Annotated in this window: 23 protein-coding genes; 22 read left to right on the forward strand and 1 reads right to left on the reverse strand. The window is 35.3% G+C overall.

The genetic code is table 11. The features are described 5' to 3' along the window. Positions 1-46: 46 nt before the first annotated feature. Complete coding sequence (locus E0F89_RS10175) at positions 47-1,555, reverse strand: sodium:solute symporter (protein ID WP_131909669.1); 1,509 nt, start codon at positions 1,553-1,555, stop codon at positions 47-49. 99 nt (positions 1,556-1,654) lie between these two features. Here E0F89_RS10175 and recR point away from each other — a divergent pair, with 99 nt between their 5' ends. From recR to E0F89_RS10285, 22 genes are all read left to right on the forward strand, one after another. Then, entirely contained in the window at positions 1,655-2,275 is a 621-nt protein-coding gene (gene recR, locus E0F89_RS10180; RefSeq protein WP_131909670.1) for a recombination mediator RecR, read from the forward strand. A 71-nt stretch (positions 2,276-2,346) separates the two neighbouring features. Further along, positions 2,347-3,138, forward strand: coding sequence for a polysaccharide biosynthesis/export family protein (locus tag E0F89_RS10185; protein ID WP_131909671.1), 792 nt, complete (start codon positions 2,347-2,349; stop codon positions 3,136-3,138). Between the two features lie 14 nt (positions 3,139-3,152). Then, entirely contained in the window at positions 3,153-5,615 is a 2,463-nt protein-coding gene (locus E0F89_RS10190; RefSeq protein WP_131909672.1) for a polysaccharide biosynthesis tyrosine autokinase, read from the forward strand. A 32-nt stretch (positions 5,616-5,647) separates the two neighbouring features. Beyond that, positions 5,648-6,631 carry an SDR family oxidoreductase gene (locus tag E0F89_RS10195; RefSeq protein WP_165930004.1) on the forward strand — a complete coding sequence of 328 codons (984 nt, stop codon included), beginning with the start codon at positions 5,648-5,650 and terminating at the stop codon, positions 6,629-6,631. 60 nt (positions 6,632-6,691) lie between these two features. Beyond that, on the forward strand, positions 6,692-8,083 hold the full coding sequence (locus tag E0F89_RS10200; protein ID WP_131909673.1) for a UDP-glucose 6-dehydrogenase: 1,392 nt from the start codon (positions 6,692-6,694) through the stop codon (positions 8,081-8,083). 123 nt (positions 8,084-8,206) lie between these two features. After that, positions 8,207-8,671: a UpxY family transcription antiterminator gene (locus E0F89_RS10205; RefSeq protein ID WP_131909674.1), complete on the forward strand. Its 465-nt coding sequence runs from the start codon at positions 8,207-8,209 to the stop codon at positions 8,669-8,671. Between the two features lie 400 nt (positions 8,672-9,071). Beyond that, entirely contained in the window at positions 9,072-10,355 is a 1,284-nt protein-coding gene (locus E0F89_RS10210; protein WP_131909675.1) for a nucleotide sugar dehydrogenase, read from the forward strand. A 47-nt stretch (positions 10,356-10,402) separates the two neighbouring features. Next, complete coding sequence (locus tag E0F89_RS10215) at positions 10,403-11,410, forward strand: mannose-1-phosphate guanylyltransferase (protein ID WP_131909676.1); 1,008 nt, start codon at positions 10,403-10,405, stop codon at positions 11,408-11,410. A 449-nt stretch (positions 11,411-11,859) separates the two neighbouring features. Continuing rightward, complete coding sequence (locus E0F89_RS10220; protein WP_131909677.1) at positions 11,860-12,708, forward strand: ABC transporter permease; 849 nt, start codon at positions 11,860-11,862, stop codon at positions 12,706-12,708. A gap of 93 nt (positions 12,709-12,801) precedes the next feature. Continuing rightward, positions 12,802-14,064: an ABC transporter ATP-binding protein gene (locus tag E0F89_RS10225; RefSeq protein ID WP_131909678.1), complete on the forward strand. Its 1,263-nt coding sequence runs from the start codon at positions 12,802-12,804 to the stop codon at positions 14,062-14,064. 35 nt (positions 14,065-14,099) lie between these two features. After that, positions 14,100-15,044, forward strand: coding sequence for a glycosyltransferase (locus E0F89_RS10230; RefSeq protein ID WP_131909679.1), 945 nt, complete (start codon positions 14,100-14,102; stop codon positions 15,042-15,044). Positions 15,045-15,345: 301 nt separating this feature from the next. Beyond that, entirely contained in the window at positions 15,346-16,251 is a 906-nt protein-coding gene (locus E0F89_RS10235) for an SP_1767 family glycosyltransferase (protein WP_165930005.1), read from the forward strand. An 83-nt stretch (positions 16,252-16,334) separates the two neighbouring features. Then, complete coding sequence (locus E0F89_RS10240) at positions 16,335-17,489, forward strand: glycosyltransferase (RefSeq protein WP_165930006.1); 1,155 nt, start codon at positions 16,335-16,337, stop codon at positions 17,487-17,489. A 38-nt stretch (positions 17,490-17,527) separates the two neighbouring features. Then, on the forward strand, positions 17,528-18,661 hold the full coding sequence (locus E0F89_RS10245; RefSeq protein ID WP_131909682.1) for a glycosyltransferase: 1,134 nt from the start codon (positions 17,528-17,530) through the stop codon (positions 18,659-18,661). Beyond that, on the forward strand, positions 18,662-19,696 hold the full coding sequence (locus E0F89_RS10250) for an acyltransferase family protein (protein WP_131909683.1): 1,035 nt from the start codon (positions 18,662-18,664) through the stop codon (positions 19,694-19,696). It begins immediately after the preceding gene. Then, positions 19,693-20,790 (forward strand): glycosyltransferase family 4 protein, encoded by a 1,098-nt coding sequence (locus tag E0F89_RS10255; protein WP_131909684.1) that lies wholly within the window; start codon positions 19,693-19,695, stop codon positions 20,788-20,790. Before E0F89_RS10250 ends, E0F89_RS10255 begins: the two co-directional genes overlap by 4 nt. Beyond that, positions 20,787-21,896, forward strand: coding sequence for a glycosyltransferase family 4 protein (locus E0F89_RS10260; protein WP_131909685.1), 1,110 nt, complete (start codon positions 20,787-20,789; stop codon positions 21,894-21,896). The genes E0F89_RS10255 and E0F89_RS10260 overlap by 4 nt, the downstream gene beginning before the upstream one ends. 3 nt (positions 21,897-21,899) lie before the next feature. After that, on the forward strand, positions 21,900-22,988 hold the full coding sequence (locus E0F89_RS10265) for an EpsG family protein (protein ID WP_131909686.1): 1,089 nt from the start codon (positions 21,900-21,902) through the stop codon (positions 22,986-22,988). Then, complete coding sequence (locus tag E0F89_RS10270) at positions 22,989-23,864, forward strand: glycosyltransferase family 2 protein (RefSeq protein WP_131909687.1); 876 nt, start codon at positions 22,989-22,991, stop codon at positions 23,862-23,864. Continuing rightward, complete coding sequence (locus E0F89_RS10275; protein ID WP_131909688.1) at positions 23,861-24,412, forward strand: serine acetyltransferase; 552 nt, start codon at positions 23,861-23,863, stop codon at positions 24,410-24,412. Before E0F89_RS10270 ends, E0F89_RS10275 begins: the two co-directional genes overlap by 4 nt. A gap of 6 nt (positions 24,413-24,418) precedes the next feature. Beyond that, positions 24,419-25,507: a glycosyltransferase gene (locus E0F89_RS10280; RefSeq protein WP_131909689.1), complete on the forward strand. Its 1,089-nt coding sequence runs from the start codon at positions 24,419-24,421 to the stop codon at positions 25,505-25,507. Further along, positions 25,491-26,663, forward strand: a complete 1,173-nt coding sequence (locus E0F89_RS10285) for a glycosyltransferase family 4 protein (RefSeq protein WP_131909690.1) — start codon at positions 25,491-25,493, stop codon at positions 26,661-26,663. The genes E0F89_RS10280 and E0F89_RS10285 overlap by 17 nt, the downstream gene beginning before the upstream one ends. The last annotated feature ends 98 nt before the right edge of the window (positions 26,664-26,761 follow it).

Raw genomic sequence — 26,761 nt, forward strand, 5'->3', positions numbered from 1 at the left:
AGGGCCCAAGAACTTTGAGATTTAAAAAGAAAGCTGCTAAAATATTTTAAAATCTCGTTTCCTTAATTGCGGGTTTGCTAATCAACAACAACCCTAGAAAAGTGATTAGCCCGTTTACGATAATCAATTCGTTGTCGAAAACGTATCCAAAAAATAAAGTCTTCGAATTTTCGCTGATAAAGTACGTTACAGCTGGAGATAGTAAACAAATGATTGGAACAAATTTGTCTTTGACTGTTTTTGATTTTACAAATAATCCAAAACAATACAGTCCTAAAAGCGGGCCATACGTGTAGGAAGCAACCCTAAAAATCATACCCACTACAGAGCTGTCATTAATAGCATTAAAGAAAATAATCACCAGAAACATTAAAAACGAAAAGACAATATGCACAAGATGCCTGTTTCGGACTACGTTTGGCTTGTTTAGATTTTCTGTTTTATCCATTCCTAAAAAATCTACACAAAACGAAGTTGTTAACGCTGTTAAAGCGGAATCCGTGGTTGCAAATGTGGCCGCTGTTAATCCCAACAGGAAAATTACGGATGGAATCAGTGTTAAATGGTTAAACGCAATTTCGGGAAACAGTAAATCGGTTCTGGGTTTTCCTGTAACTAAATCAGTAGGAACTTCAATTCCGTTTTTAGTCGCATAGATGTACAGTAAAGCGCCCACGCTTAGGAAAAAGATATTGATACCTACAAATATTGCAGTGAACGTAAACATATTTTTCTGGGCTTCGCCAATGTTTTTGCAACTCAGATTTTTCTGCATTAAATCCTGATCCAAACCTACCATGGCGATAGTTACAAAGACTCCTCCCAGAATTTGTTTTACAAAATGGAACTTACTCGACACAAAATCCTCAAAGAAAAATACTTTAGAATAATTACTGTTTTTAACTGTTTCAAAAGCTTCGAAAGCATTTAAATTTAAACTTCTGCAAATAAAGAAAATCGTTAAAAATACCGAGGACACTAGGAAAAAGGTTTGTAAAGTGTCTGTTATTATAATGGTTTTCAATCCGCCTCGATACGTGTAAGCAAATATCAAAGCCAGTGAAATTAAAACCGTAACCGCAAATGGGATTCCGTAAAAGTCAAAAACAAAACGTTGCAAAACAATCACAACAAGATACAGTCGGAATGCCGATCCAATAGTTCTGCTAATCAGGAAAATAGATGCGGCAGTTTTATAGGAGTAAATCCCTAATCGGTGCTCGATGTAACCGTAAATAGAAGTTAAATTCATTCGATAATACAGCGGAAGCAAAACTTTTGCGATAATGATAAAACCAATCGCATTACCCAGAACAAATTGGAAATATTTGAATTGCTCCCCATTAGGAGAACCAACTTCTCCAGGAACTGAAATAAAAGTTACTCCAGAAAGTGCTGTTCCAATCATTCCAAAAGCGACTAAATACCATTTGGAATTTTTATTGGCTTTAAAAAAAGCATCATTGCCACTGTCTTTCCTGCTTACAAAATGTGAAATCAAAAAAAGAATTCCAAAGTAAATTACAATCAGTGATAGAATGGCGAATGGAGTCATTTTGTGTAAATATTGTTGGGGCCAAATTACATAAATAATCTTCAAATTTTCAAAATATCTATCCCGAACATTCGGGACAAATTAACTACTTTTGCAGGTATGGAATTTTCTTCGAAATTAATAGAAAAAGCAGTTAACGAAATGTCTCAGTTGCCAGGAATTGGCAAACGAACTGCACTGCGATTGGTGCTTCATTTATTAAAACAGCCCAAAGAACAAACTGGTTTTTTGTCACAAGCCTTAGTTGCTATGCGCGAGGACATTAAATATTGCGATAGCTGTCACAATATTTCGGACAGTATTATGTGTGAAATTTGCGCCAATAAAAGCAGGAATCACCAAATCATTTGTATCGTCGAGGATATTCGCGATGTTATGGCAATTGAAAACACAGGTCAATTCAGAGGGATTTACCATGTTCTTGGAGGTAAAATTTCGCCTATTGACGGCGTTGGTCCCAGTCAGTTAAACATAATGACTTTAGTCGAAAAGGTAAAATCAGGTAGTGTAAACGAAATTATTTTTGCGTTAAGCTCAACGATGGAAGGGGATACGACTAATTTTTATATCTATAAGCAGATAGCGGAGTGTGAAATAATTATGTCAACAATTGCAAGGGGAATTTCAGTGGGAGACGAGTTGGAATATGCAGATGAAGTTACATTGGGAAGAAGTATATTGCAAAGAGTCCCTTTTGAAAAGTCTTTTAAAAATAATTAAAACATTTTATGAATAGCGATGCTTTTTAAATCGTAAATGAAAAGCTATATTTGTCGATAAAAATATTGAAAATGAGCAAATCCTTACTCTGTTTGGTGTTAATTATTAGTGTGTTATTCTGTTCTTGTATACCAACCAAAGATTTAATTTATCTTCAGAAAAAAGACAATTCACAAACGGAAGCTACAATTTCGGCAGTGGAATCAAAACCTTACAGACTTCAAACAAATGATGTTTTGAGCATCACCATAAAAGCGATAGATCCAAAACTAGTCGCTATTTTCAGCACGACAAATCAAGGTGAAGCAGGAAAGTCAGAGTCGGCACTTTATTTTGATGGTTTTACAGTAGATGATCATGGGAATATACGAGTTCCGGTATTGGGAGAAATTAATGTCATTGGTTATACACTCGATGAAATCAGACTACGAATCGAAAAGCAATTATTAGCGGAGTATTTTAATAAGGAAGCTAACATATTTGTAACTGTTAAATTGGCGGGTTTCCGCTATACAATCAATGGAGAAATAGGAAGTACAGGAACTAAAACGTTGTTTCAGGAACATGTAACTATTATGGAAGCCATCGCGAATTCTGGAGATATTACGATCACCGGAGATAGAAAAGCGGTTACAATTATGAGAAAGACACCTACAGGTGTACAAATGCACGATTTAGATTTGACTAATGTAAATACGATGAAATCGCCATACTTTTATTTGCAACCCAATGATTATATTTTGGTTAAGCCACTCAAGCAAAAAACCTGGGGAACCGGAAAAACAGGAATTGAGTCCTTCGGAACTATTACTACATTGTTTTCAGTGGCAACTACAATCTTCTTTTTACTATTTAAAAATTAAAATAAATTTCAAAAATGTTAGATATAAAAGATTTTTCGATTTTTGAAAACCAAGTCAGTTTTGACTTTAAGGGATTCTTAATAAAAATCGGAAGTTATTGGAAATGGTTTTTGATAAGTTTATTAATCACTTTTTTCATTGCCTATCAAGTAAATATTCGCAAAGCGAAAATTTATGGAATGGAAACCGTTATTTCCATTAAGGAGGAAACGAATCCTCTTTTTACTTCTAATACCAGTTTGGTGTTTAATTGGGGCGGAACCTCGGATCAGGTTTCAACGATTTCAACAACCCTGCAATCTCGCTCGCACAATGAGTTGGTGGTGGACAAACTGCAATATTACATTAATTATTTAGTTCAGGGAAAATACGAACTTGAAGATGCTTATGGCGCAGTTCCTTTCTATGTAAGTATCGATAAATCAAAAGGACAGCTGGCAGGGAATTTAATTGGTATTAAATTCTTGAGCGAGAACGAATATGAATTAAGAATTCCATTTGAAAACCAAAACGTTTCACTGATAACGTATTCTGATAATTCATACAGCAACACGGCTGTTGAAACAGGAGATTTTGTGAAGAAATATAAAGTAGGGGAACAAGTATCACTGCCATTCTTAAACTGGAAATTGCAAATAAAAGACAATCCCGGTTTGTATAAGGGAAATGAATATTTTGTACAGTTTAATGATTTTAACGGAACGGTGTCCGGATATAAAGGGATAAATGTTAGATCAGATGATAAAGGCAGCTCGATACTGACGTTGGGAATGCAAGGCGCAAATAAAGCGAGAATGGTTGAGTATTTAAACGCAACTGTAAAAATGCTAATAAAAAGGCAGTTAGACAGTAAGAATCAGTTCGCAACTAACACTATTGCGTTTATCGACAGTACATTAGTGACCATGGAATCGCAGTTAAAGGAAACAGGAAATGAGCTGAAAACTTTTAGGAAAGGCAAAAATATTTACGATATAGAAGAGGGCGGCGCAAAATTTTCGGATAAGATTTTGGAGTTTGATGTCAAGAAAGATGAAGTCACCCGTAAAATGGCCTATTATAATTCTTTAAAATCCTACTTGAGAAATAGTGTGGATTATTCTAAACTTCCCGCACCATCAGTAGCGGGAATTGAAGATCCAAATATTGTCGTGAATGTCTCAAAATTGATTGCACTGTCGACCCAGCGGTCAGAGATGGCGTATGCCGTTAAAAGTGACAAAATATTCAAGGATTTTGACAATCAAATGGAGGCAGTCAAAAATGTACTGTTAGAAAACATCGCCACAGCCAAATCTTCTTTACAGTATGATTTAGCAATTGTCAGCAGTAAAATTAATGAAACGGAAAGTACCATAAAACAACTGCCGGAAGACCAGCAGGAGCTCATCAAGATTAAGAGAAAATATGATTTAAGCGACAATATTTACAATACATTTCTTCAAAAAAGAAGTGAAGCGGATATTGTTAAGGCGGCTAATTTATCAGATGTTCATTTTATCGATCCGGCAAAGGATGTGGGAGGAGGGCTGATTGGTCCTAAAACCTCGGTGAATTATGTATTGGCCTTGTTTCTGGGAATACTGATTCCGCTAATTTTTGTATTTGCAGTTTTCTTTATTAATAATGCGATTCAAAATACGGAGGATATAAGCAAATTGACAAAAATTCCTATAATAGGTGTTATTGGGGTCAATAAAGAGGCTACCAATTTAGCTGTTTATGAAAAACCTAAGTCGGCTTTATCTGAATCCTTCCGGGCCATTCGCTCGTCATTGCAGTTTTTATACAAACAGCAAAATGTAGATGGTGCCAAAACACTTATGATTACCTCATCAGTGAGTGGCGAGGGTAAGACATTTACTTCTATAAATATTGCTACAGTATTTGCACTCAGTGAGAAAAAAACAGTAATTATTGGTTTCGATTTAAGAAAACCTAAACTGGCAACAGAATTTGGTTTAACCAAAGACGCGGGACTAGTAAATTATCTGATAAGTCAAAAAACCATTGATGAAATCGTCAATAAAACTCATATTCCTTTCTTGGATGTTATACTCTCTGGACCCGTTCCACCAAATCCGGCCGAGTTGATGATAAGTGAAAGAATGAAAGATTTGTTTGATGAATTAAAGCAAAAATATGATTACATTATATTGGATACACCGCCTGTAGGTTTAGTTTCTGATGCGCTCGAACTAGCACAATTTTCTGATGTCACACTATATATAGTGAGACAGAATTTTACTAAAAAAGAAATGATAACCTTACTTAATAATAGAGTGAAGCGTGGAGAATTGCACAACACCAGCATTATTCTGAACGGATTACAGAATAAAGCGAAGTACGGTACTAACTATGGTTACGGATATGGCTACGGATATGGTTATGGAGCGTATTCAAATGGGTATCATGAGGAGGAAAAGAAAAAGAGTGTTTTTCAGAAAATAGCACAGAAAATACTTAAGAAAAAATAAACTAAGTAATTGATTACTGAAACGATAATATTTTGATAGAAGAAACAAAAAGTGTGGTGTTAATCACTGGTGGTGCCGGATTTATAGGCTCAAATCTTTGTGAATATTTTTTGGGTAAAGGTTATAAGGTTGTGTGTCTGGATAATTTCGCTACCGGACACAGACATAATTTAAAAGACTTTTTAAACCACCCGGAATTTACTTTGATAGAAGGAGATATCCGTAATGCAGCAGTTTGCGCAACTTCGGTGAAGGGAGTCGATTATGTGCTGCATCAGGCCGCTTTAGGTTCTGTACCGCGTTCTATCAAGGACCCTGTTACAACGAACGAAGTTAATGTTTCCGGTTTTTTGAATATGCTGACAGCGGCAAAAGAAGAGAAAGTGAAGCGATTTATATATGCGGCAAGCTCATCCACTTATGGAGATTCTGAAGCTTTGCCAAAGGTGGAAGAAGTGATTGGAAAACCACTCTCGCCCTATGCAATAACAAAGTATGTTAACGAATTATATGCTGAAATTTTCAGTAGAACCTACGGGATAGAAACTATCGGGTTGCGATATTTCAATGTTTTCGGTCCAAAGCAAGATCCAAATGGAGCTTATGCGGCTGTCATTCCCAAATTTGTGATGCAGTTGATGCAGCTAGAAAGTCCAAAAATAAACGGTGACGGAAATTATTCACGTGATTTTACGTACATCGAAAATGTGATTCAAATGAATGAGTTGGCCATGCTGACAAAAGATCCGGAGGCCATAAATACAGTTTACAATGTCGCTTTTGGAGATAGAAATACGTTGAATGATTTAGTAGGCTATTTGAAACAATTTTTAGCCGAATATGATCAAAGAATTGCTGCTGTTGAAGTAGAGTATGGTCCCAATAGAGCAGGAGATATCCCACATTCATTGGCAAGTATAGATAAAGCCAAAACTTTGCTGGGTTACGATCCAAAATATTCGATGCAGGAAGGATTAAAAGCAGCGATTAATTGGTATTGGAATACTCTTAAATAAAAAGAATTCGCTTTATAGAGTAGCGAACATAAAATATATTTACAAATTGAAATTTATAGAATGAAAATCACAAAAATTTGTTGCATCGGCGCAGGATATGTTGGAGGACCAACAATGGCAGTTATTGCTCAAAAGTGTCCACAAATACAGGTTACAGTAGTCGACTTAAATGAAGAAAGAATTGCAGCTTGGAATGATGAAAATATAGATAATATTCCGATTTATGAACCTGGACTGGACAAAATAGTTGTCGAGGCCAGAGGCAGAAATCTTTTTTTCTCCACTGATGTCGATAAAGCCATAGATGAAGCGCAGATCATTTTTATATCAGTTAATACGCCTACCAAAACCTATGGTAAAGGAAAGGGAATGGCAGCTGATTTAAAATACATTGAGTTGTGTGCCAGACAAATAGCGAGAGTGGCAAAAGACAATAAAATTGTAGTAGAAAAATCAACATTGCCTGTACGAACAGCGGAGGCTATAAAAAGCATTTTAGACAATACCGGTAATGGTGTTCAGTTTCAAATCCTTTCAAATCCAGAGTTTTTAGCAGAAGGTACTGCAGTGCAGGATTTATTGAATCCTGACAGAATATTGATAGGAGGAGATTCTTCGAATGAAGGACAGGCCGCTATTCAGGCACTTGTAGAAGTGTATGCAAATTGGGTCTCTAAAGATAAAATATTAACCACTAACGTTTGGTCCTCTGAGCTTTCAAAGCTGACGGCTAACGCTTTTCTGGCACAGCGAATTTCTTCCATAAATGCGTTGTCCGAGCTATGCGAAAAAACTGGTGCGGATGTAAACGAAGTGGCAAAAGCAATTGGAATGGATAGCAGGATAGGGCCGAAATTCCTTAAAGCCTCCGTTGGATTTGGTGGTTCCTGTTTTCAAAAAGACATACTGAATCTGGTTTACATTGCCAAATCGTATGGATTGCATCAGGTGGCCGATTATTGGGAACAGGTAATCATAATGAATGACCATCAAAAAAGGCGCTTTTCCAGTAATATTGTGCAAACGCTTTACAACACAGTTTCCGATAAAAAGATTACATTCTTAGGCTGGGCTTTTAAAAAAGACACTAATGATACCAGAGAGTCCGCGGCAATATATGTTGCCGATGATTTAATAAATGAGCATGCAAAAATTGCGGTATATGATCCTAAAGTTTCCAAGAAAAAAATCATGGCCGATTTGAATTATTTAGAAACCAGGACTCCTGAAATGAATACTGCCAGCGTTGTGTCATTTGACAATCCTTATGAAGCCTGTCAAAATGCACATGCCATCGCGGTGCTGACGGAATGGGATGAATTTGCAGACTATGACTGGCAAAAAATTTATGATTCGATGCAAAAACCTGCTTTTATTTTCGATGGCAGAAACCTTCTTAACGGATCGGAATTGAAGGCGATTGGATTTGTTTATCAGGCCATCGGTTCATAATTACTATTTACAAAGTTAAAAAACGAAAAGAGTCCAAAAGAAACGCTTCAAACCTTAGGTCAGTTGCAGTAGTTTATTTGGAATATTGATCTGAAAACTAATTTATTGCAATAAAATTACAAGATGAATTGGTATGTAGTATATACAAAGCCCAAATGGGAAAAAAAAGTTGCAGCACAATTGCAAAACAACGGGATTGAATGTTATTGTCCTGTGGTAGTGCAGCTGCGGCAATGGTCCGATCGAAAGAAAAAAGTAGAGGTGCCTCTATTTAATTCCTATGTTTTTGTTCGGTTAGCGGAAAATGACAGAAATGCTGTTTTTGATAATGTCGGCGTTGTTCGGTATTTGTTTTGGTTAGGTAAACCGGCTATTGTTCGCGATGACGAAATCAATATTATAAAAAAATGGCTCAATACTTCTGATAGTATTGATGTTGAGGTGGCATCCTATCACATAGGGGATTCTATAGCATTGGAATCGGGACCCTTTTCCACGCAAAAAGCCACAATCAAGGAAATTACCAATACCCATTTTGTATTGGTTTTAGAATCTTTGGGATGTGTTTTGAAAATGAAAATAAAGTGACATTCGTTTTTTGTCTGCGAAACTAAAGTTGTGTTGCTGGTATTTCAAATAATTATGTCTGTTTTGTATTAACTGAGTTGTTATTGCCTAAAAACCAAGTGCTTTGACTATTTAAAACTACTGCTAAAGTGCATTTTTTAAAAGAGAGCGGCGAAAAAGTATTAATAATCGCGTGGTATTAAGTACTGATTTTCAATTATTTATATTTTTACATATTAATAACAGCAATTTTTTAACATTCAATTGTTAAGAAGGAATCTGTTTACTTGCCTATTGTCACTATATTTGCAGGCTTAAATTAAGCTGATTTCGCCTCATTTTTTGTGAGTTTGAAACGCGAAGCGGTAGTTTGAAATCAACAATAATTAGTTAAATATAGATTGTTAGAATTTTTATCTAAATGAGTTCCATTAAAAAAATAGCAGTGATTGGTTTGGGTTATGTGGGTTTACCATTGGCCAGATTATTTGCAACAAAACATCCTGTTGTCGGCTTTGACATCAACCATTCCCGAGTTGCCTCTTTGCAATCAGGTACTGATACCACGTTTGAAGTTGAGGATGATGCTTTGCGAAAAGTGTTGTTAGACCAACCCGGTGATGCAATTGGTTTGTATTGCACGACGGATTTAGCGGCAATAGTCGATTGCACTTATTACATCGTAACCGTCCCCACTCCAGTTGATAAAAATAATCGTCCGGATTTAAAACCTTTATATAAATCCAGTGAATCGGTAGGGAAGGTTTTGAAAAAAGGAGATATCGTTATTTACGAGTCTACGGTTTATCCTGGCGCAACAGAAGAAGAATGTGTCCCGGTTTTAGAGAAAGTTTCCGGATTGCAATATAATATAGATTTTTTTGTCGGGTATTCGCCGGAGCGAATTAATCCTGGGGATAAAGATCACACTGTAGAAAAAATTTTAAAAATTACTTCGGGTTCCACACCAGAAATTGGCTATGAAGTTAATGCTTTATATAAATCTGTGATTACTGCAGGCACCCATCTGGCACCGAACATCAAAGTAGCTGAAGCGGCGAAAGTTATTGAAAATTCCCAACGGGATATCAATATTGCCTTTGTCAACGAATTGGCGAAAATTTTTAATTTAATGAATATAGATACCCATGCCGTTTTAGAGGCTGCGGGCACAAAATGGAATTTTCTTCCTTTTAAACCGGGCTTAGTTGGTGGACATTGTATAGGTGTTGATCCGTACTATTTGGCTCAGCGCGCGCAAGAATTTGGTTATCATCCAGAGATTATCTTGGCAGGGCGTCGTTTGAATGACAGTATGGGCGATTATGTGGCTTCGCAAATCGTAAAACTGCTGATAAAGAAAGGGATATCTGTTAACGGAGCTACCTTATTAATGCTTGGTATAACTTTTAAAGAAAACTGTCCCGATGTTCGAAATACAAAAATTGTTGATGTCATAGCAGCTTTAACTGATTATGGAATTTCAGTGTCTATTTATGATCCACTGGCCAATCCATCAGAAGTATTGCATGAATATGGTTTATCCACCAGTACCACATTACCGGATCAACGATTTGACGCAGTCGTTTTGGGTGTTGCTCATCATCAATTCATGACTGTCGATTTCTCGAAATTACAAAATAAAACCAGTTTATTGTATGATGTAAAAGGGGTTTTAGGAGATGTTGCTGATGGAAGATTGTAACGTGCGCAATTAAAAAAATATGAGAAAGCAAGAATATAAAACTCAGTATGAAAAATAGACATTCAATTACCCATGTCATTCTCACCGGTGGAGTGGGGAGCCGTTTGTGGCCTCTTTCAAGAAAAAGTCAACCCAAACAATATTTAGATCTATTTGATGGGAAATCATTATTTGAGATGACGGTTGAGCGTAATCATACTTTAGTGGATCAGGTTATGGTTGTGGGAAATATTGACAATCATCATTTGAGCAGACAAGTATTGGAGAAATCTAATACTCAATATATTGACATTGTAGAATCTACACCAAGGAACACTGCAGCGGCTATAGCTTTTGCTGCTTTTGCATCCGATCCGGAGGCAATTTTGATCGTGACACCATCCGACCATATAATTGATGGTATGGAACTCTATGAAGAAGCGATAAAGGAAGCGATTGAAAAAGCATCAAAAGGCTACATCGTTACTTTCGGAATTGTACCTACAAAACCTGAAGTTGGATATGGATATATTGAACGCAAGGGCGACAATGTGATTTCTTTCCGAGAAAAGCCAAATCAAGACACAGCTAAGGGCTTTATAGCCCGAGGAAATTTTCTTTGGAACAGCGGAATGTTCTGCTTTAAAGCAGGAATATTTTTGGAAGAATTGAAGACATTCAATTTCGAGGTGTATGAAAAATCTAAAATGGCATGGGATGCTAGTATTAATGGGACTTTAGATTTGGAACTTTCACTGCTAATACCGTCAATCAGTATTGATTATGCTGTAATGGAGCGCAGCAAGAAAATAAAAGTAGTACCGTCAAAATTTATTTGGTCTGATTTAGGTTCTTTTGAGTCCGTGTATGATTATATGGTTTCCAAAGGTCATGCGGTCGATCAAAATGGCAATATGGTAATCGGCACGGATAATTACACCGCTTTTGTAGGACTTAAAAACACTATTTTTGTTCACACTCCTACGGCCAACTTAATTCTGCAAAAAGAATTTTCGCAAGATGTTAAACATGTGTACAACGAATTGGAAAAGGAAAATTCAAAGTTGCTAAATTAAAAGAAGGAATTATGACCCTAAAATTAAAATTGACGGGTGATTACACAAAGAATGATTTAGGATGGCGGCATCAGTAAAATCATCATAATTTAAAAAAAAAATCTCAATGGTGTTTATAAAATATTCCTAATATTAAAAGGGGAACCCTGTAGTTTTGAATCTGCACATTATCAAACATTTATATAAAGCTTAACATTAAATAAACATATTTTTTCTGAGGATTGCAAAAAAACGAGTATTTTTGTCGCCCTCTTGTAATATAGATAACTATACCGAAAAAACTAAAGCGATCACTCTGGAAGTTATTTTTACGAAGATAAAGAAAAACTAAATCTAATCCTTTAATTAAATTTTTACAAAAAAGGGCAATAATAAAAATCAAAAAGGGGTGATTCTCTAAATGGAAAAGAGAAACAAATAATAAAAAAGATAACATATAATAGATTACAATGATTAAAGAACAACAATGGACAGAAGAAATTAAATCGCAGGAACCACTCTTCTCTATTAATTTAAAAGAGGTTTGGCATTACCGCGATTTACTTATCATGCTTGTTAAAAAGGATTACGTTACATTTTATAAGCAAACTATTTTAGGTCCTATTTGGTTTTTTGTACAGCCCATTTTAACTACCTTAATGTATGTTGTACTGTTTGGGCAAATCGCTAAGTTATCGACTGACGGTACCCCTCAAATAGTATTTTATCTTTTGGGAATTACTATCTGGAATTACTTTTCAGAATCGTTGACTAAAACGGCAACAGTATTCAAAGATAATGCGGCAGTTATGGGAAAAGTGTATTTTCCCAGGCTTATTATGCCGCTTTCCATAATAGTATCAGGCTTGATGAAATTTGCCATACAATTTGGATTATTTATCGCCGCGGTGTTATATTATACTTTTGTAGAAGAGAGTATACATCCTAATATCTGGGTTTTGGCAGCACCTTTTTTACTATTATTAATGGCCGCTTTCTCCTTGGGTTTAGGTATGATTTTTTCGTCATTAACCACCAAGTATAAGGATTTGATTTTTTTGCTGACCTTTGGAATACAACTATTTATGTATGCGACGCCCGTTGTTTATTCTGTTTCATCCATACCAGAAAAATATCAATGGATTATAAATGCAAATCCATTAACGGGTATTTTTGAATGTTTTAGATATGGGTTTTTAGGTTCAGGAAATTTTGAACCTTCGAGTTTATTGTTTAGCACAGGGGTTACAGTAGTTATGTTAGTAGTGGGGGTTGTTATATTTAACAAAGTAGAAAAAAGTTTCATGGATACTGTTTAATCAGAATTCTACAACTATAAATTTAAGACGTAGAAATTTTAAGGTGGATTAAATTTCCATCACAAACACTATTAATTTTCAGAATACAGATATATGAATAAGTTAGCTATAAAAGCTGAAAACATCTCCAAGCAATATCGCTTGGGTGAAGTTGGAACTGGAACATTAAGCCATGATTTGAACAGATTTTGGCATAAAATACGAAGTAAGGAAGATCCCTATTTAAAAATCGGAGAAAGTAATGACCGTACCAGTAAAGGTGGCAGCGACTATGTTTGGTCCTTGCGGGATATTAATTTTCAAGTTGAACAAGGAGATGCGGTAGGAATTATAGGTCGTAATGGTGCAGGGAAAAGTACTTTGTTGAAATTACTGAGTAAAGTAACAAAACCCACCACCGGAAATTTCAAAATTAATGGAAGGATTGCTTCCCTTTTGGAAGTAGGTACCGGATTTAATCCAGAAATGACAGGCCGGGAAAATATTTATCTAAATGGTGCAATATTAGGAATGCGCCGTCAAGAAATTACCAGAAAGTTTGATGAAATTGTTGAATTTTCAGGAGTCGAGCGGTATATTGATACACCAGTAAAACGTTATTCCTCGGGTATGTATGTACGACTGGCTTTTGCAGTAGCTGCACACCTGGAAAGTGAAATTCTTATTGTAGATGAGGTGCTGGCGGTTGGTGATGCGGAATTTCAGAAAAAATGCCTCGGAAAAATGGGGGATGTGAGCAGAGGGGAAGGAAGAACTGTACTCTTTGTAAGTCACAATATGGGGGCAATTCAAAATCTATGTAATAAAGGGATTGTTTTAGCAAATGGTGAAATATCTCATATTGGTGATGTTGAAAGTTCAATTCATGATTATATTAAAAAGAATACCACAGCTGTAAATTTATTGGAGCTGAAAGAAAGAAAAGGATCTGGCGTTATCAAAATTGCGGAAATTAATGTTTTCGGGTCAACAAGAGAGACAAAACCTCAGACCGGACTGCCTTGCAATATTGAAGTTGTTATAGCAAATCTAGGTAATGTTAATTTTTCAGATGTTGAATTCGATGTCTGTGTGGATGACCAATTTGGTCAAAATATATTGTGGATGAGCAATACATTATTAGGAAATTCGGTGAATTTTGTTGGAAATGTATTGTTGTTTAAAATGGATCGATTACTATTAAATGATGGTATTTATTATATAACTATTTATACTACCGTTAAAAAAGATCTTGCGGATTGGGTTCAAAATGCCGTTTCGTTTGAGGTTATTGAGGGCGATTTTTATGGTTCTGGTAAAAAAGTACCGTCGTTACTTAGTAAAGTTGTTGTTGATTATAATGTGGAATATTCATAACGAAAGTACAATTGCAGGATAATACAATCAATACAATGAATTCCCAATTAATTTCAATAGTAATACCAGTCTACAATGTTGAAGAATTTTTTCATCAATGTGTGAACAGTATTATTAGTCAAAGCTATACGAATATTGAAATCATACTTGTAGATGATGGATCCACTGATACATCAGGCAAACTCTGTGATGAGTATTCTAAATTAGATTCCAGAATAAAAGTGATCCATCAAAAAAATGCCGGGTTGTCTGCAGCTAGAAATAAAGGTTTGGAACTTGTTACCGGGGATTATATATGGTTTGTGGACAGTGATGACTGGATAGCCGAAGATGCGCTTAAAATATTAAATTTTGAGTTGAAAAAATCTAAAGCTGAAATAGTGACCTTTTCAAATTTTCAATACATTGAGACATCAAAAACAACGAAAGATAATTTCATCAATAAAAAAAGTGAGTTAATAGATGGTAAAACGTTTATTACATCGGGATATAAATTAGAGATCGCTCCATGGATTTATGTCTATCAAAGAGACTTTTTAGTAAAAAACAATATTTCTTTTAGGGAAGACATCAAAATTCATGAGGATGAGTTTTTTTTATTAGATTGCTTTTCAAAAGTTAATAAAATTATTTGTATTGAAGATCGGTTGTATTATCACAGGATAAGAGCCAACAGCCTAATGAGGTCTAATCGCATAGATGATAAAGTCTATTCATTTTCGGAGGCAATATCACTCTGTGTTGCCAACAAAAAGAAATATTTATTTAATGATTTTTGGTCTAAAAAGCAGTTTCATTATCAATTAATGTTTTACTCATTATATTTTAAAAATAATGTTGCTAATTCTAAACAGTTGTTTAATAAGGTAAAAAAAATAAAAGTAGATTACTTATCTGACGACAATATGAAATTGAGATTGTTAAAAATAATCCATAATAACTCTTTCTCTTTATTTAAATATTACATTCTCCGCAACTAAATATCCAGGAGATCGATTTTTCCCTTTTGACAAAGATGAAATTCACTTCAATTGACCTCATAGTATGTTGCTTTGTTCTTACGAATCACAAAAGTAAGTTTGGTTTGCGGATAGTCGCAAAAAATTATATAATTGACCGCATCTATTAACTATGGTATTAATTTTGCTCTTTATATTAAAGACAAATCACAGCAGCCAGTTTCATGATTAGATGATTTGACCCTTTGGAATGACAAAATTTATTTTAACCACGAAGTTTAATTCGCTCTACGGACAGTCATTCAATATTTTATATGGAAAAATGAAAAAATATATTTTGTTACTTTATAATGTGTTCATTAAAATTTACGGTTTCAGACATGTAATCTTTAATCACTTTTTCTCATACTTCACAAAACATCCTGTTATCAGCAACACAGATTTAACATTAGACAAAATAATTGTATCTAAATGTTCTGTCAGTAGATATGGTGATGGTGAATTTTCATTGATTTCCGGTAAAAGCCTTTTTTTTCAACCTTTTTATCCAGTGTTACAACAGAAATTACAAGAAATATTAATCAGTGAGCGTAACAATCATATAGTTTGTATCCCTTATGCGATTATAGATACTACAGCCTTTATTGATTCGGCTAAGTCCTATTGGAAAAGGTACTTAAGTATAAACAGACATCAAATTTACAAAAAATTAGATCTTAATAAAAATTATTTTGATTCCCTTGTCACTCGCCTCTATGTTGATTATACGGATAAAAATAAGGCCGCAGAAAGATTTACTAAATTTAAATCCCTTTGGCACGAAAAAAATATACTTATTGTAGAGGGGGATAAGAGCAGGTTAGGTGTAGGAAATGATCTTTTTTTTGATGCTAAAGCGATTGGAAGGATAATCTGTCCTTCTATTGACGCTTTTGCAAAATATGATTTAATTATAAAATCAATTGAAGACCATCATAGTAATTACGATTTAATATTGCTGGCTCTTGGTCCAACAGCAACTGTTATTGCCTATGATTTATACGATTTGAAGTGCCCGGTAGTAGATATTGGGCATATTGACATTGAGTACGAATGGTTTTGTAATAAAGCAGATTTTAAAGTGCCTGTAAAAAATAAATTTATTGGAGAAATTCCTGGCGGTACTGATGTGAATGAATCTTGTGACGATATTGATTATAAAAAATCAATTTTAGTGACAATAGATTAATTAATTAGAAAACGGGAAGTAATTTCATTAGCTAATAAACTGAATAGATGCGGAAAAAAAAGATATTATTTGTAATTCATAATATGAATTTAGGAGGTACTGAGAAGTCCCTCTTAGCGCTTTTGGATATTATTGATCCCTCAACAAATGAAATTACGGTACTGCTCTTAGAAGATTTTGGTGATCTCAAGTCATCAATACCATCTCATGTTACTGTGGAAATTTTAAACGGATTTGAACAATATAAGCATATAATACAGGATCCCCCATTAAGAACCATCACATCTTTTTTCAAAAGCAGGAAATTCTACTCCGCATCATATCTAACCTCACTGTGGATTTTGGCTAAATTGACCAATAATTGGGCCTTTTTCTACAGGTTTGTTTTGACGAATACTCCGGTAATCGGGTCCTATGATATTGCTATTGCTTATGCAGGGCCTTCTGATTTCATTTCTTATCTGATTGTTAAAAAAGTTAAGGCGAAACAAAAGATTCAATGGATACACTTTGATGTAACAAAAGTTTTGTCGAATGCGAATTTTGGCAATAAATACTATACCTACTTTGATACAATAGCCTGTGTTTCAAACAGTGCCAAAAGTGTATTTGACGAATATTTCCCGAAATTTTCAGAAAAGACTATTGTCTTTGAAAATATTGTATCGGCAACAAAACTTAATGAATTGGCGGAGGTAGGGCCGACATTTGATGATGATTTTAAAGGTTTACGGTTACTTACACTTGGAAGAATAAGTGCCGAAAAAGGGCAGTTTATGATTCCTGAGATAGTTGAATCGTTACTTTCTCAAAACAAGTCCTTTAAATGGTATTGTATTGGAGACGGAACTGAATTTTCAGCACTTCAGCAGGAAGTAAGCAAAAGAGAGTTGCAGGAATATATTGTTTTATTAGGAGCCAAATTAAATCCGTATGGGTTTTTAAGGGATTGTGACATTTATGTGCAAACTTCGCTGCATGAAGGATATGGAATAACAATGAAGGAAGCTAAATGTTTTAAAAGGCCTTGTGTAGTTACTAACGTAGTGAGTGCTAAAGATTTTTTCAACAATGGCGAAAATGCAATTATTACCGATATTAATCCGCAATCGATTGGTGAAGGGGTATTAAAATTGATAGAACAGGATTCTCTGAGGATTCTTTTTGAAGAAAGGTTAATAGAAGAATCGAATGATTATGAAGACCATACCACTACGATGGAAAAAATATTTTTTTAGCTAAATGTATTATTTGAAAATTTAATCAAACCAATTGCATGAAACATTTAGTTTTTGTTATCGAATCCTTAGATCTTGGCGGTGCCGAAAAAAGTTTGGTCACCTTGCTGCAGAATATTGATTATAAGGCGTACACTGTTGATCTGATCTTGTTTAAAAAAGGAGGAATTTTTGAACAATTAGTGCCACGGGAGGTTATAATTATTTATAATAATTCACTTCAATTAAACATAGTTGAAAGAATACAGTATAAACTCAGAAAAGAATTTAATAGTAATGGTTTACATCATGCGCAGCTTCTCTGGCAGATTATACAATCTAATTTTAAACGTGAAAACAAAGAGTATGATATTGCCTTTGCCTACAGCCAAGGTTTTACCACCTATTTCGTGGATCAGTGTATAAAAGCTTCCAAAAAGTTTGCTTGGCTTAATACCGACTATCAGAAGACTGGGTACGAAATTGAATTTGATTATCCCATCTATAAAAATTATGACGCAGTTGTTGCTGTTTCCCCAGAAGCCAAACTAACGCTGGAAAATGAACTGAACAGAATTCAACAAATTTTAAGTATAAAAATCATTAAAGACATCTCTGATAAAATAGTTATCAAGCAAAAAAGCAATGAACCTTTACCCATTGTATTTAAAACAGATACTGTTAATATCGTTACAGTAGGCAGATTATCAAAGGATAAAGGCCTTCATTTGGCTGTAGAGAGTTGCGAAAAATTAATTGATAAAGGCCATTCTGTTCATTGGTATATTGTTGGCGAGGGAACAGAACGTGATACGTTGGAAGAATTAATAAAAAAGAAAAAATTAACTAAGCATGTTACCCTGGTAGGGATGACCGATAATCCGTATCCGTATATGAAAGCTTGCAGCATTTACGTACAAACGTCGTTATTTGAAGGTTTAGGATTAACGGTTATTGAAGCCGCTTCTTTAAACAAGCCTATTGTTTGTACTAATTTCCCGACTGTTTATGGCACGCTAAAAGACGGGGAAACGGGTCTGATTGCTGAAATGAATTCACAGAGTCTAACTGATAAAATAGAATTATTAATAAATGACAGCGATTTAACAAATAGATTAGTTACTAATTTATCGCAATTAGAAAATGCTGATAAAGAGCGGACTTTGCTGGAATTTGAAAGTTTAATTCATTAAATGGAAATTACGGTCCAAAAATCAAATCAATTAAAAGCAGTAGCAGCCTTAATGATGCTTTGCCTCCATTTGTTCAACAGACAGTATCAAGGACTTTTTGAGCCGCTATTCTTCGTTGGTACTCAGCCACTGTCTTTTTATATTTCTTTATTTTGCGATGCGAGCGTACCTATTTTTTGCTTTGTAAGTGGCTATGGATTGTATTTTAAATTTCACAAAAATGCAATATCTTACGGAAAGGGAAATGAACTTAGAGTCAAAAAGTTGTATATTAATTACTGGATTATTCTCATACTATTTGCAGTCATTTTAGGTTATCTTATAAATGCAAAAGGCTATCCAGGCAATGCAACAAAGTTTTTGTTAAATTTTAGTGCCTTAGAAAGTTCTTATAACAGTTCCTGGTGGTTTTTTTTTACGTATTTACTTTTAGTTGTTTCTTCAACCGTTTTGTTCAGGTTAATTGATCAGTCATCGCTGGTACTTCTATTAAGTATTTTTGTGGTTTTCTATTTTTTTGCCTTTTATTTCAGAGTGTATCAACCCAATTTATTTAATAATGGATTGCTCAATTGGTTGCAACGTCAGCTCAGTCTGTTTGGAACGTCATTATTGCCTTTTAGTATTGGAGCTATTGCCCTAAAAGCGAGATGGAATACAAAGCTAAGTACGTTTTTTGCATCGATACGCTATAAAAATGCTGTCGCTCTTTTTGTTATTTTTTTATTAGTTGTAATCCATGGTCTGATCCCTAATTTTGTTATCGCCCCATTTCTTGCGGTACCATTTTTGTTTTTATTCATTCAGATTAAGTTACCGGATTGTGTCGATACAACCTTAAATTATATTGCGCCTCATGCTACCAATATGTGGCTGGTGCATATGTTTTTTTACCTCACTTATTTTGAAACGTTTATTTACAGTCTTAATTATGTCTTACCTATTTATTTGTTATTGATTTTGTGTAGTTTGTTCAGTTCAGTGATCGTAAATAAAATTAACCATTTCGTTTTATTTAAACTAAAATTATCATGAAACTACTCTACATTACCAACGGCATTAACGGGGCCGGTGGGTTGGAGCGGGTGCTCTCGATCAAAGCGTCTTATCTTGCGGATCACTACCAATATGAAGTAACCATTCTTTGTTTAAATAATGCTGATGAAAATCCCTTTTATACTTTTTCAGATAAAATAAAAATGATATCCATGGCAGTTGGGGGTAATCCTATTCAATATATTAATGCCTACAAGAAAGGAATTCAGAACGTAGTTGAGCAGACTAGTCCTGACGTAATTTCGGTTTGTGATGACGGTCTGAAGGGTTTTTTTATTCCTAAAATCGTAGGTAAAAATAGTGCTGTTATTTATGAACGACATGTTTCTAAAGAAATAGAAATGAACGTGTCCTTTTCTTTTTTTAAAAAGCAATTGATACAAATAAAATGGAAATTAATGGAGCAACTTGCTTCCAGTTTTTCTAAATTTGTTGTATTAACCACTGGGAATACAAAGGAATGGCCCTCTTTAAGCAATATGGTCGTCATTCCAAATCCTTTATCCTTTTATCCGAAGGAATCCAGCACCTTGCAAAACAAAAAAGTAATTGCAGTAGGCAAGCAAGGTTTTCAAAAAGGATACGATCGTTTATTGGCTGCCTGGAAGCTAGTGCATCTTAAACATCCGGACTGGCAATTGGAAATTTATGGTACAATAGCTCCTGAATATAAATTGGAAGAGCTATCCAAGTCATTGGGGATTTTTACCAGTGTCTTTTTTTATCCACCTGAAAAAGACATTCAACGCAAATATATGAATTCGTCTGTATATGTCATGTCTTCCCGTTTTGAGGGATTTGGCATGGTTTTGATTGAAGCCATGGCGTGCGGTGTTCCATGCGTATCATTTGACTGTAATTACGGGCCCGCCGATATTATTTCGCAAAATGTGGACGGACTACTTTTGCCTAATGGGGATATTACCGCATTAGCCAATAGTATCATTACCTTAATATCTCAAGAACAACTTCGAATTAGTATGGGAGAAAATGCAAAATTAAATGTTCAGCGATTTCTTCCGGAAGTAGTGGTGAAAGAATGGGATATCCTTTTTAAACAGCTGGTGCAATGAAAATAGTGTTCAGTACCGATCAAATACACCTTCACGGAGGAATCGAGAAAGTTTTAGCTGAAAAGGCAAATTACTTTGCTGACGAAGTAGGGTATGAAGTTATTATCCTTACCTGTGAACAGAAAGGGAAAAAGCCCTGCTATCCGTTGAGTGCAAAAATACAGTTGATGGACTTAGGTATTGACTACCATCGAGAGAAAAGTTATTTCTCGCCAGCAAATCTATTTAAAATACCGAATCATTTTTTTAAATTGAATCAAATCCTGCAGCAATTGGAACCGGATGCAGTTATTGTTTCTAATTTTGGCTTTGATTATTATGGAATGCCTTTTTTTTATAATAAGGCAAAGAAAATAAAGGAATTTCATTCCTCCCGTTATTTCGACGCAGTTGCACGAAGCCAAAACAAGTCTATTATAAAAAAACTGATGTATCAATTCAATGACTGGATCGAGTCAAAATACGATCATTTAGTCGTTTTGAATAAAGATGAGGTGCCATATTATAAAAGTGATGCTGTTGTTGTGATTCCAAATCCGATCAGTATTCCAAAAGAAACAGCGTTACTGGATAACAAACAAGCAGTGGCTGCCGGGAGAATTTCAGCTGTCAAAGGTTTTGATCAATTAATTAAAGCCTGGAAAATAGTGCACTCAAAAGTTCCGGAATGGGAACTGCATATTTATGGGGAGGATTATGTCGGTACTCGAAAACAATTAGAAATTTTAATAGAAGAAAATGATTTAGATCAGGTAGTTTATTTTAAAGGGAGTTCTTCCAATATGACTAAAACTTTTCAGGACTACAGTTTGTATGCATTGAGTTCTGTTACAGAATGTTTCCCAATGGTGCTGCTCGAATCCTTAGCTGTTGGTTTGCCAATAGTGTCCTTCGACTGTCCCAACGGACCACGTAATATAATCAGTGATAAAGAAGATGGATTGCTTGCTGAAAATCAGAACATAGCAGATTTGGCTAAAAAAATCCTACATTTGATGCAAAACCAGCAGCAGCGTAAACTATTCGGAAAAAATGCGAAGCAAAACAGTTTACAATTTTCTACGTCAGTAGTCATGAAGCAATGGGTTAATTTGTTGCATTCTTAAATTATGTTAGATTTTATACCCTTACAATATTACACCTCAATTTACTACTACTTTTTATTAGTAGTCGTTTTGTTGACTTACGTACGTTCGAGATCAACTGATATCACCGCTAAAAAAAGTATTGATTCAAATCGTTCATTAGGTTTTTTCGCTTTGATTGTTACTGTTTTTTATATTGGTTTCCGACCTATTAGTGGTGCTTATTTTGGTGATATGGGTACTTATGCACAATCATTTGAACGGTATCAAATGGGGGAGGCTAATATGTTTAAGGGAGATGTTGTTTTTGATTTTTTTATGCAGGTTTGCGCAAAAATCATGAGTGTTCAGCTATTTTTTATGGTATGTCTTTTACTGTATGTTTTGCCTTTGTGGAGTGCCTGTAAAAAGTGGTTTAAAGAATACGCCTTTTATGCTTTTTTAGCGCTTCTAATTTCATTTTCTTTTTGGGCTTATGGCACGAACGGTATTCGAAATGGTATTGCCACCTCAATTTTTTTGTATGCATTATCTAAAGAGAATGTGTATTATAAAGTAGCGTTGGTTGTACTTGCCCTGGGAATACATAATTCATTGCTCATCCCTGCGGCAGCTTTAGGCCTAACTTTTTTTTATAAAAATCCCAAAACTTATTTTTATGCCTGGTTGCTGTGCATACCGTTATCTTTAGTTTCCGGAGGTTTTTGGGAAGGTTTATTTGCCGGTCTTATGGCTGAAGAAAGAGCGAGTTATTTGACCGAAGGAAATGTTAATGATGATGTCTTTTCCAGCACGGGGTTCCGATGGGACTTTGTATTATACAGTGCCTCGGCGGTCTACAGTGCCTATTTTTTTATTTTTAAAAAGAACTTTACAGACGAAAAATACAATCGGCTGGTCTGCATTTACTTAACGGCTAATGCTTTCTGGATATTGGTAATCAGGGCAAATTTTTCAAATCGTTTCGCCTATTTGTCCTGGTTTATGATGGCCATAATCATCGTCTATCCGTTTTTGACAAAAATCCAAATAAAAAATCAACATAAAGTGTTAGGTATCGTATTAGCAGCTTATTTTGGATTTTCTTTTTTAATGAATGTAATTTTATCGTAAATGAAAAGTTTAACCGTATTTACCCCTTCATACAATAGAGCCTATTTATTGCCCCAATTATATAGCAGTCTGTGCCGTCAGACCGTTAAAGATTTTAGCTGGCTTATAGTAGATGATGGTTCTACTGATAGCACTGAAAGTTTAGTGGCTTCCTGGCAACAAGAAGGTACTATCCAGATACAGTATATATATCAGGAAAACCAAGGCATGCATGGCGGGCATAATACCGCCTATCAAAATATCTCAACCCCTTTTAATGTCTGTATTGACTCTGACGATTTTATGCCAGACGATGCTGTGGCCCTTATTCTAATGAATTGTGAAAACCTTGGTGGAAAATTTGCCGGTATAGTGGGACTCGATGCTACTAAAAATGGGGAAATAATAGGGACACGCATTCCGGAGCATTTAGCTGCGGTTAAATTAAATGAACTCTACACGATTCATCAGGTTCGCGGCGATAAGAAGATAGTTTATAAGACGGATGTTGTAAAAAAATATCCTCACTATCCGTTGTACCGCAACGAACGTTTTGTACCGCTGGATTACCTCTATTTATTAATAGATCAGGATTATGACTTACAGCCGGTAAACGCTGTTTTGTGTATTGTGGAGTATCAGGAGGACGGTTCTTCTATGAATATGTTTAAACAATATAGGAAACATCCAAATGGTTTTGCTTTCTCCAGAGTTAGCAGGATTAAATATGGCAGGACCTTCAAAGAGCGATTTAAAAATTCCATTCATTTGGTGTCTTCGGCGCTGTTTGCAAAAGATTTTTCCTGGTTGCTAAAATCAAATAGACCTATTTTAATTGTGGCCGCTGTCCCTTTTGGAATAGCTCTAAATTTGTACATTCGCTATAAATCTGTATGAAAAATAAAAGTATCATCTATGATGATTTATATCGCTACACCGGGGAGCGAAGTTTTTGGCTGCTTCTACGCTATGTTTTTTTTACACCTGGATTTCAATATGTTTTTTTATTTAGAAAAACTTCGAATGCGGATTTTATATTAAGTAAAATATTTTGGAAAATATTGCTTAGGCGATGCATGTTGTCAACAGGTATACAAATCCCTGAAATAACTAAAATTGACCGCGGTTTCAGAATTGTACATTTTGGGCATATTGTTATTAATCCTGCCACTATTATTGGAAAAAATTTTAACATTTCACATGGCGTTACGTTAGGCCATGCGGAAGGTAAACAAGCCGGAAGTCCTATAATAGGAAATAATGTCAGTATACAAACGAATGCTGTTGTAGTTGGCAGCGTCATGATAGGGAACGATGTATTGATAGCGCCTAATGCTTTTGTAAATTTTGATGTTCCTGATGGTGCGATTGTTTTAGGGAATCCCGGGTCAATAATTCTAAAAGAAAAGGCGAGTGAAAAATATATTGTTTACAAAATAGAATAAGAAAACATGAAAATTCTTCAAGTTGTTAACAGTTTAGCCGTTGGTGGAGCTGAAAAATTATTGTTAGAAACGCTTCCTGTGTATAAGGAAAAAGGAGTAACCGTAGATCTTTTAGTTTTAAATGGGTATGAATATCCTTTTATGACCGAATTAAAACAGTTGGATTGTTGTACCATCTATACTTTAGGGAATACAACTGTTTATAATCCGCTGCATATCTTTAAAATAATTCCGTATCTAAAAAAATATGATATCGTTCATGTCCATTTATTTCCTGCACAATATTGGGTCGTACTGGCAAAAATAATTTCATTTTCCAAAGTGAAATTACTATTCACGGAGCACTGTACGTCTAATCGCAGATTAGAAAATAAGTTGTTCAGATTTGTGGACCGATTAATTTACAGAGGGTATGATAAAGTAATTTGCATCACTGAAGAAATTAAAATAATTTTACAAAAGCACACAGGTTTGAGTGATGAAATTTTTATTGTTATTGAAAATGGAGTTAATCTGAGCGCCATTACCGCATCAGATTCCTTATTAAAGCATAAAATAGACACGAAATTCAGTCAAGCTGATTCACTACTTATCCAGGTTGCGGGGTTCCGAGAGCAGAAAGACCAGGCTACTTTGATTCAGGCTTTAGCATACCTGCCGAAAAATGTTAAATTAGCGTTAGTAGGGGACGGAGTTACACGTAATGAATGTGAAGTATTGGTTGGTGATCTTCAATTAACGGACCGGGTTGTTTTTTTAGGACTACGGATGGATGTGCCACAGCTTTTAAAATCGGCTGATATCATCGTATTATCCTCAAAGTTTGAGGGGCTTTCGTTGTCCAGCATCGAAGGGATGGCTGCGGGAAAACCTTTTATAGCCTCTGAAGTACCGGGATTAACTGAAATTGTAAAAGGGGCTGGAGTTTTATTTGAGCAAGGCAATGCTGTAGCGCTGGCAGAAAAGATTATGAAATTATTAGATGACAAAGATTATTATGATTCGGTTTCGCAAGCCTGTCAAAAACGTGCTTCACAGTATGATATACACAAAATGATTGAACAGCATATAGGATTGTATGAAAGTATCTGTTAGACCTAAAATCATCCGTACCGCTACAGTGGCGTTATCTTTAAATTATCTGCTTAGAGGCCAGTTGGCTTTTTTGAATGGGTATTATGACGTTATTGCCGTTTCTGGAGCTGATGACGATTTAATGCAGGTTGCCGCAAGAGAGAAAGTTAGTACTATTGGCATTGAAATGCAACGGAAAATTAGTCCACTGAAGGATTTGAAATCGTTGTGGCAGTTGTATTGGCTTTTTAAAAAAGAAAAACCGTTAATTGTCCATTCCATTACCCCAAAAGCAGGTTTGCTTACGATGATGGCAGGTTATTTAGCAGGAGTTCCTATCAGAATCCATACTTTTACAGGACTTATTTTTCCGACAAGAAAAGGAATGATGCAAAAACTACTTATTTTCACGGACCGGATATTGTGCTATTGCGCCACAAACATCTATCCGGAAGGGCAAGGAGTCAAAAGCGATTTGATCAGTTATAAAATCACTACTAAAAAATTGCAAGTTCTGGCCAATGGAAATGTGAATGGCACTGATACGATGTACTTTGATTCAGGCCTGATTTCCACCACAGAAAAACAACATTTAAAAACAAGTTTAGGGATAGCTGCTGACGATTTTGTTTTTATTTTTATAGGACGTTTGGTCGGGGACAAAGGCATCAATGAACTAATACAGGCCTTTCAACAGCTTTGCGGTGAATCAGCAGCAGTTAAACTGCTACTGGTAGGGCCATTTGAAGCAGATCTCGATCCGCTGCGTCCGGAAACATTGCAACTGATAAACAGTAATCAGCAAATTCTACCCGTCGGTTTTCAGCAAGATGTACGGCCTTACTTCGCCATCAGCGACTGTTTGGCATTCCCGAGTCATCGGGAGGGATTTCCCAATGTTGTCTTACAGGCCGGAGCCATGGGTTTACCCAGTATAGTGACGAATATCAATGGCTGCAACGAAATAATTACAGAAGGTCAAAATGGTGTCATCATTCCTGTTAACGATAGTTTTGCGTTGTATAAAGCAATGAAAAAAATAGTGACAGACGATGCATTCCGATTACAGCTCGAACAGCATGCGCGTCGAATGATTGTGTCACGGTACGAACAGCAAGTAGTATGGGATGCTATTTTGGCAGAATACAAGGCGCTCGAACAGAAGGCAGGTTATTAAAAACGGTTCGCAATACATTTTTGCAATAAAAGCGGCCGCCGCTTTATAAAAAAAAATGTTCTCGATATTTTTTATGCTTAACATTTGACAAGCAACAC

The sequence above is a fragment of the Flavobacterium caseinilyticum genome (assembly GCF_004349085.1).
Lineage (GTDB): Bacteria > Bacteroidota > Bacteroidia > Flavobacteriales > Flavobacteriaceae > Flavobacterium > Flavobacterium caseinilyticum.

Coding starts and splice junctions, on each gene's coding strand:
- E0F89_RS10175 (WP_131909669.1), bottom strand. CDS start 1,555: ATGACTCCATTCGCCATTCTATCACTGATTGTAATTTACTTTGGAATT.
- recR (WP_131909670.1), top strand. CDS start 1,655: ATGGAATTTTCTTCGAAATTAATAGAAAAAGCAGTTAACGAAATGTCT.
- E0F89_RS10185 (WP_131909671.1), top strand. CDS start 2,347: ATGAGCAAATCCTTACTCTGTTTGGTGTTAATTATTAGTGTGTTATTC.
- E0F89_RS10190 (WP_131909672.1), top strand. CDS start 3,153: ATGTTAGATATAAAAGATTTTTCGATTTTTGAAAACCAAGTCAGTTTT.
- E0F89_RS10200 (WP_131909673.1), top strand. CDS start 6,692: ATGAAAATCACAAAAATTTGTTGCATCGGCGCAGGATATGTTGGAGGA.
- E0F89_RS10205 (WP_131909674.1), top strand. CDS start 8,207: ATGAATTGGTATGTAGTATATACAAAGCCCAAATGGGAAAAAAAAGTT.
- E0F89_RS10210 (WP_131909675.1), top strand. CDS start 9,072: ATGAGTTCCATTAAAAAAATAGCAGTGATTGGTTTGGGTTATGTGGGT.
- E0F89_RS10215 (WP_131909676.1), top strand. CDS start 10,403: ATGAAAAATAGACATTCAATTACCCATGTCATTCTCACCGGTGGAGTG.
- E0F89_RS10220 (WP_131909677.1), top strand. CDS start 11,860: ATGATTAAAGAACAACAATGGACAGAAGAAATTAAATCGCAGGAACCA.
- E0F89_RS10225 (WP_131909678.1), top strand. CDS start 12,802: ATGAATAAGTTAGCTATAAAAGCTGAAAACATCTCCAAGCAATATCGC.
- E0F89_RS10230 (WP_131909679.1), top strand. CDS start 14,100: ATGAATTCCCAATTAATTTCAATAGTAATACCAGTCTACAATGTTGAA.
- E0F89_RS10235 (WP_165930005.1), top strand. CDS start 15,346: ATGAAAAAATATATTTTGTTACTTTATAATGTGTTCATTAAAATTTAC.
- E0F89_RS10240 (WP_165930006.1), top strand. CDS start 16,335: ATGAATTTAGGAGGTACTGAGAAGTCCCTCTTAGCGCTTTTGGATATT.
- E0F89_RS10245 (WP_131909682.1), top strand. CDS start 17,528: ATGAAACATTTAGTTTTTGTTATCGAATCCTTAGATCTTGGCGGTGCC.
- E0F89_RS10250 (WP_131909683.1), top strand. CDS start 18,662: ATGGAAATTACGGTCCAAAAATCAAATCAATTAAAAGCAGTAGCAGCC.
- E0F89_RS10255 (WP_131909684.1), top strand. CDS start 19,693: ATGAAACTACTCTACATTACCAACGGCATTAACGGGGCCGGTGGGTTG.
- E0F89_RS10260 (WP_131909685.1), top strand. CDS start 20,787: ATGAAAATAGTGTTCAGTACCGATCAAATACACCTTCACGGAGGAATC.
- E0F89_RS10265 (WP_131909686.1), top strand. CDS start 21,900: ATGTTAGATTTTATACCCTTACAATATTACACCTCAATTTACTACTAC.
- E0F89_RS10270 (WP_131909687.1), top strand. CDS start 22,989: ATGAAAAGTTTAACCGTATTTACCCCTTCATACAATAGAGCCTATTTA.
- E0F89_RS10275 (WP_131909688.1), top strand. CDS start 23,861: ATGAAAAATAAAAGTATCATCTATGATGATTTATATCGCTACACCGGG.
- E0F89_RS10280 (WP_131909689.1), top strand. CDS start 24,419: ATGAAAATTCTTCAAGTTGTTAACAGTTTAGCCGTTGGTGGAGCTGAA.
- E0F89_RS10285 (WP_131909690.1), top strand. CDS start 25,491: ATGAAAGTATCTGTTAGACCTAAAATCATCCGTACCGCTACAGTGGCG.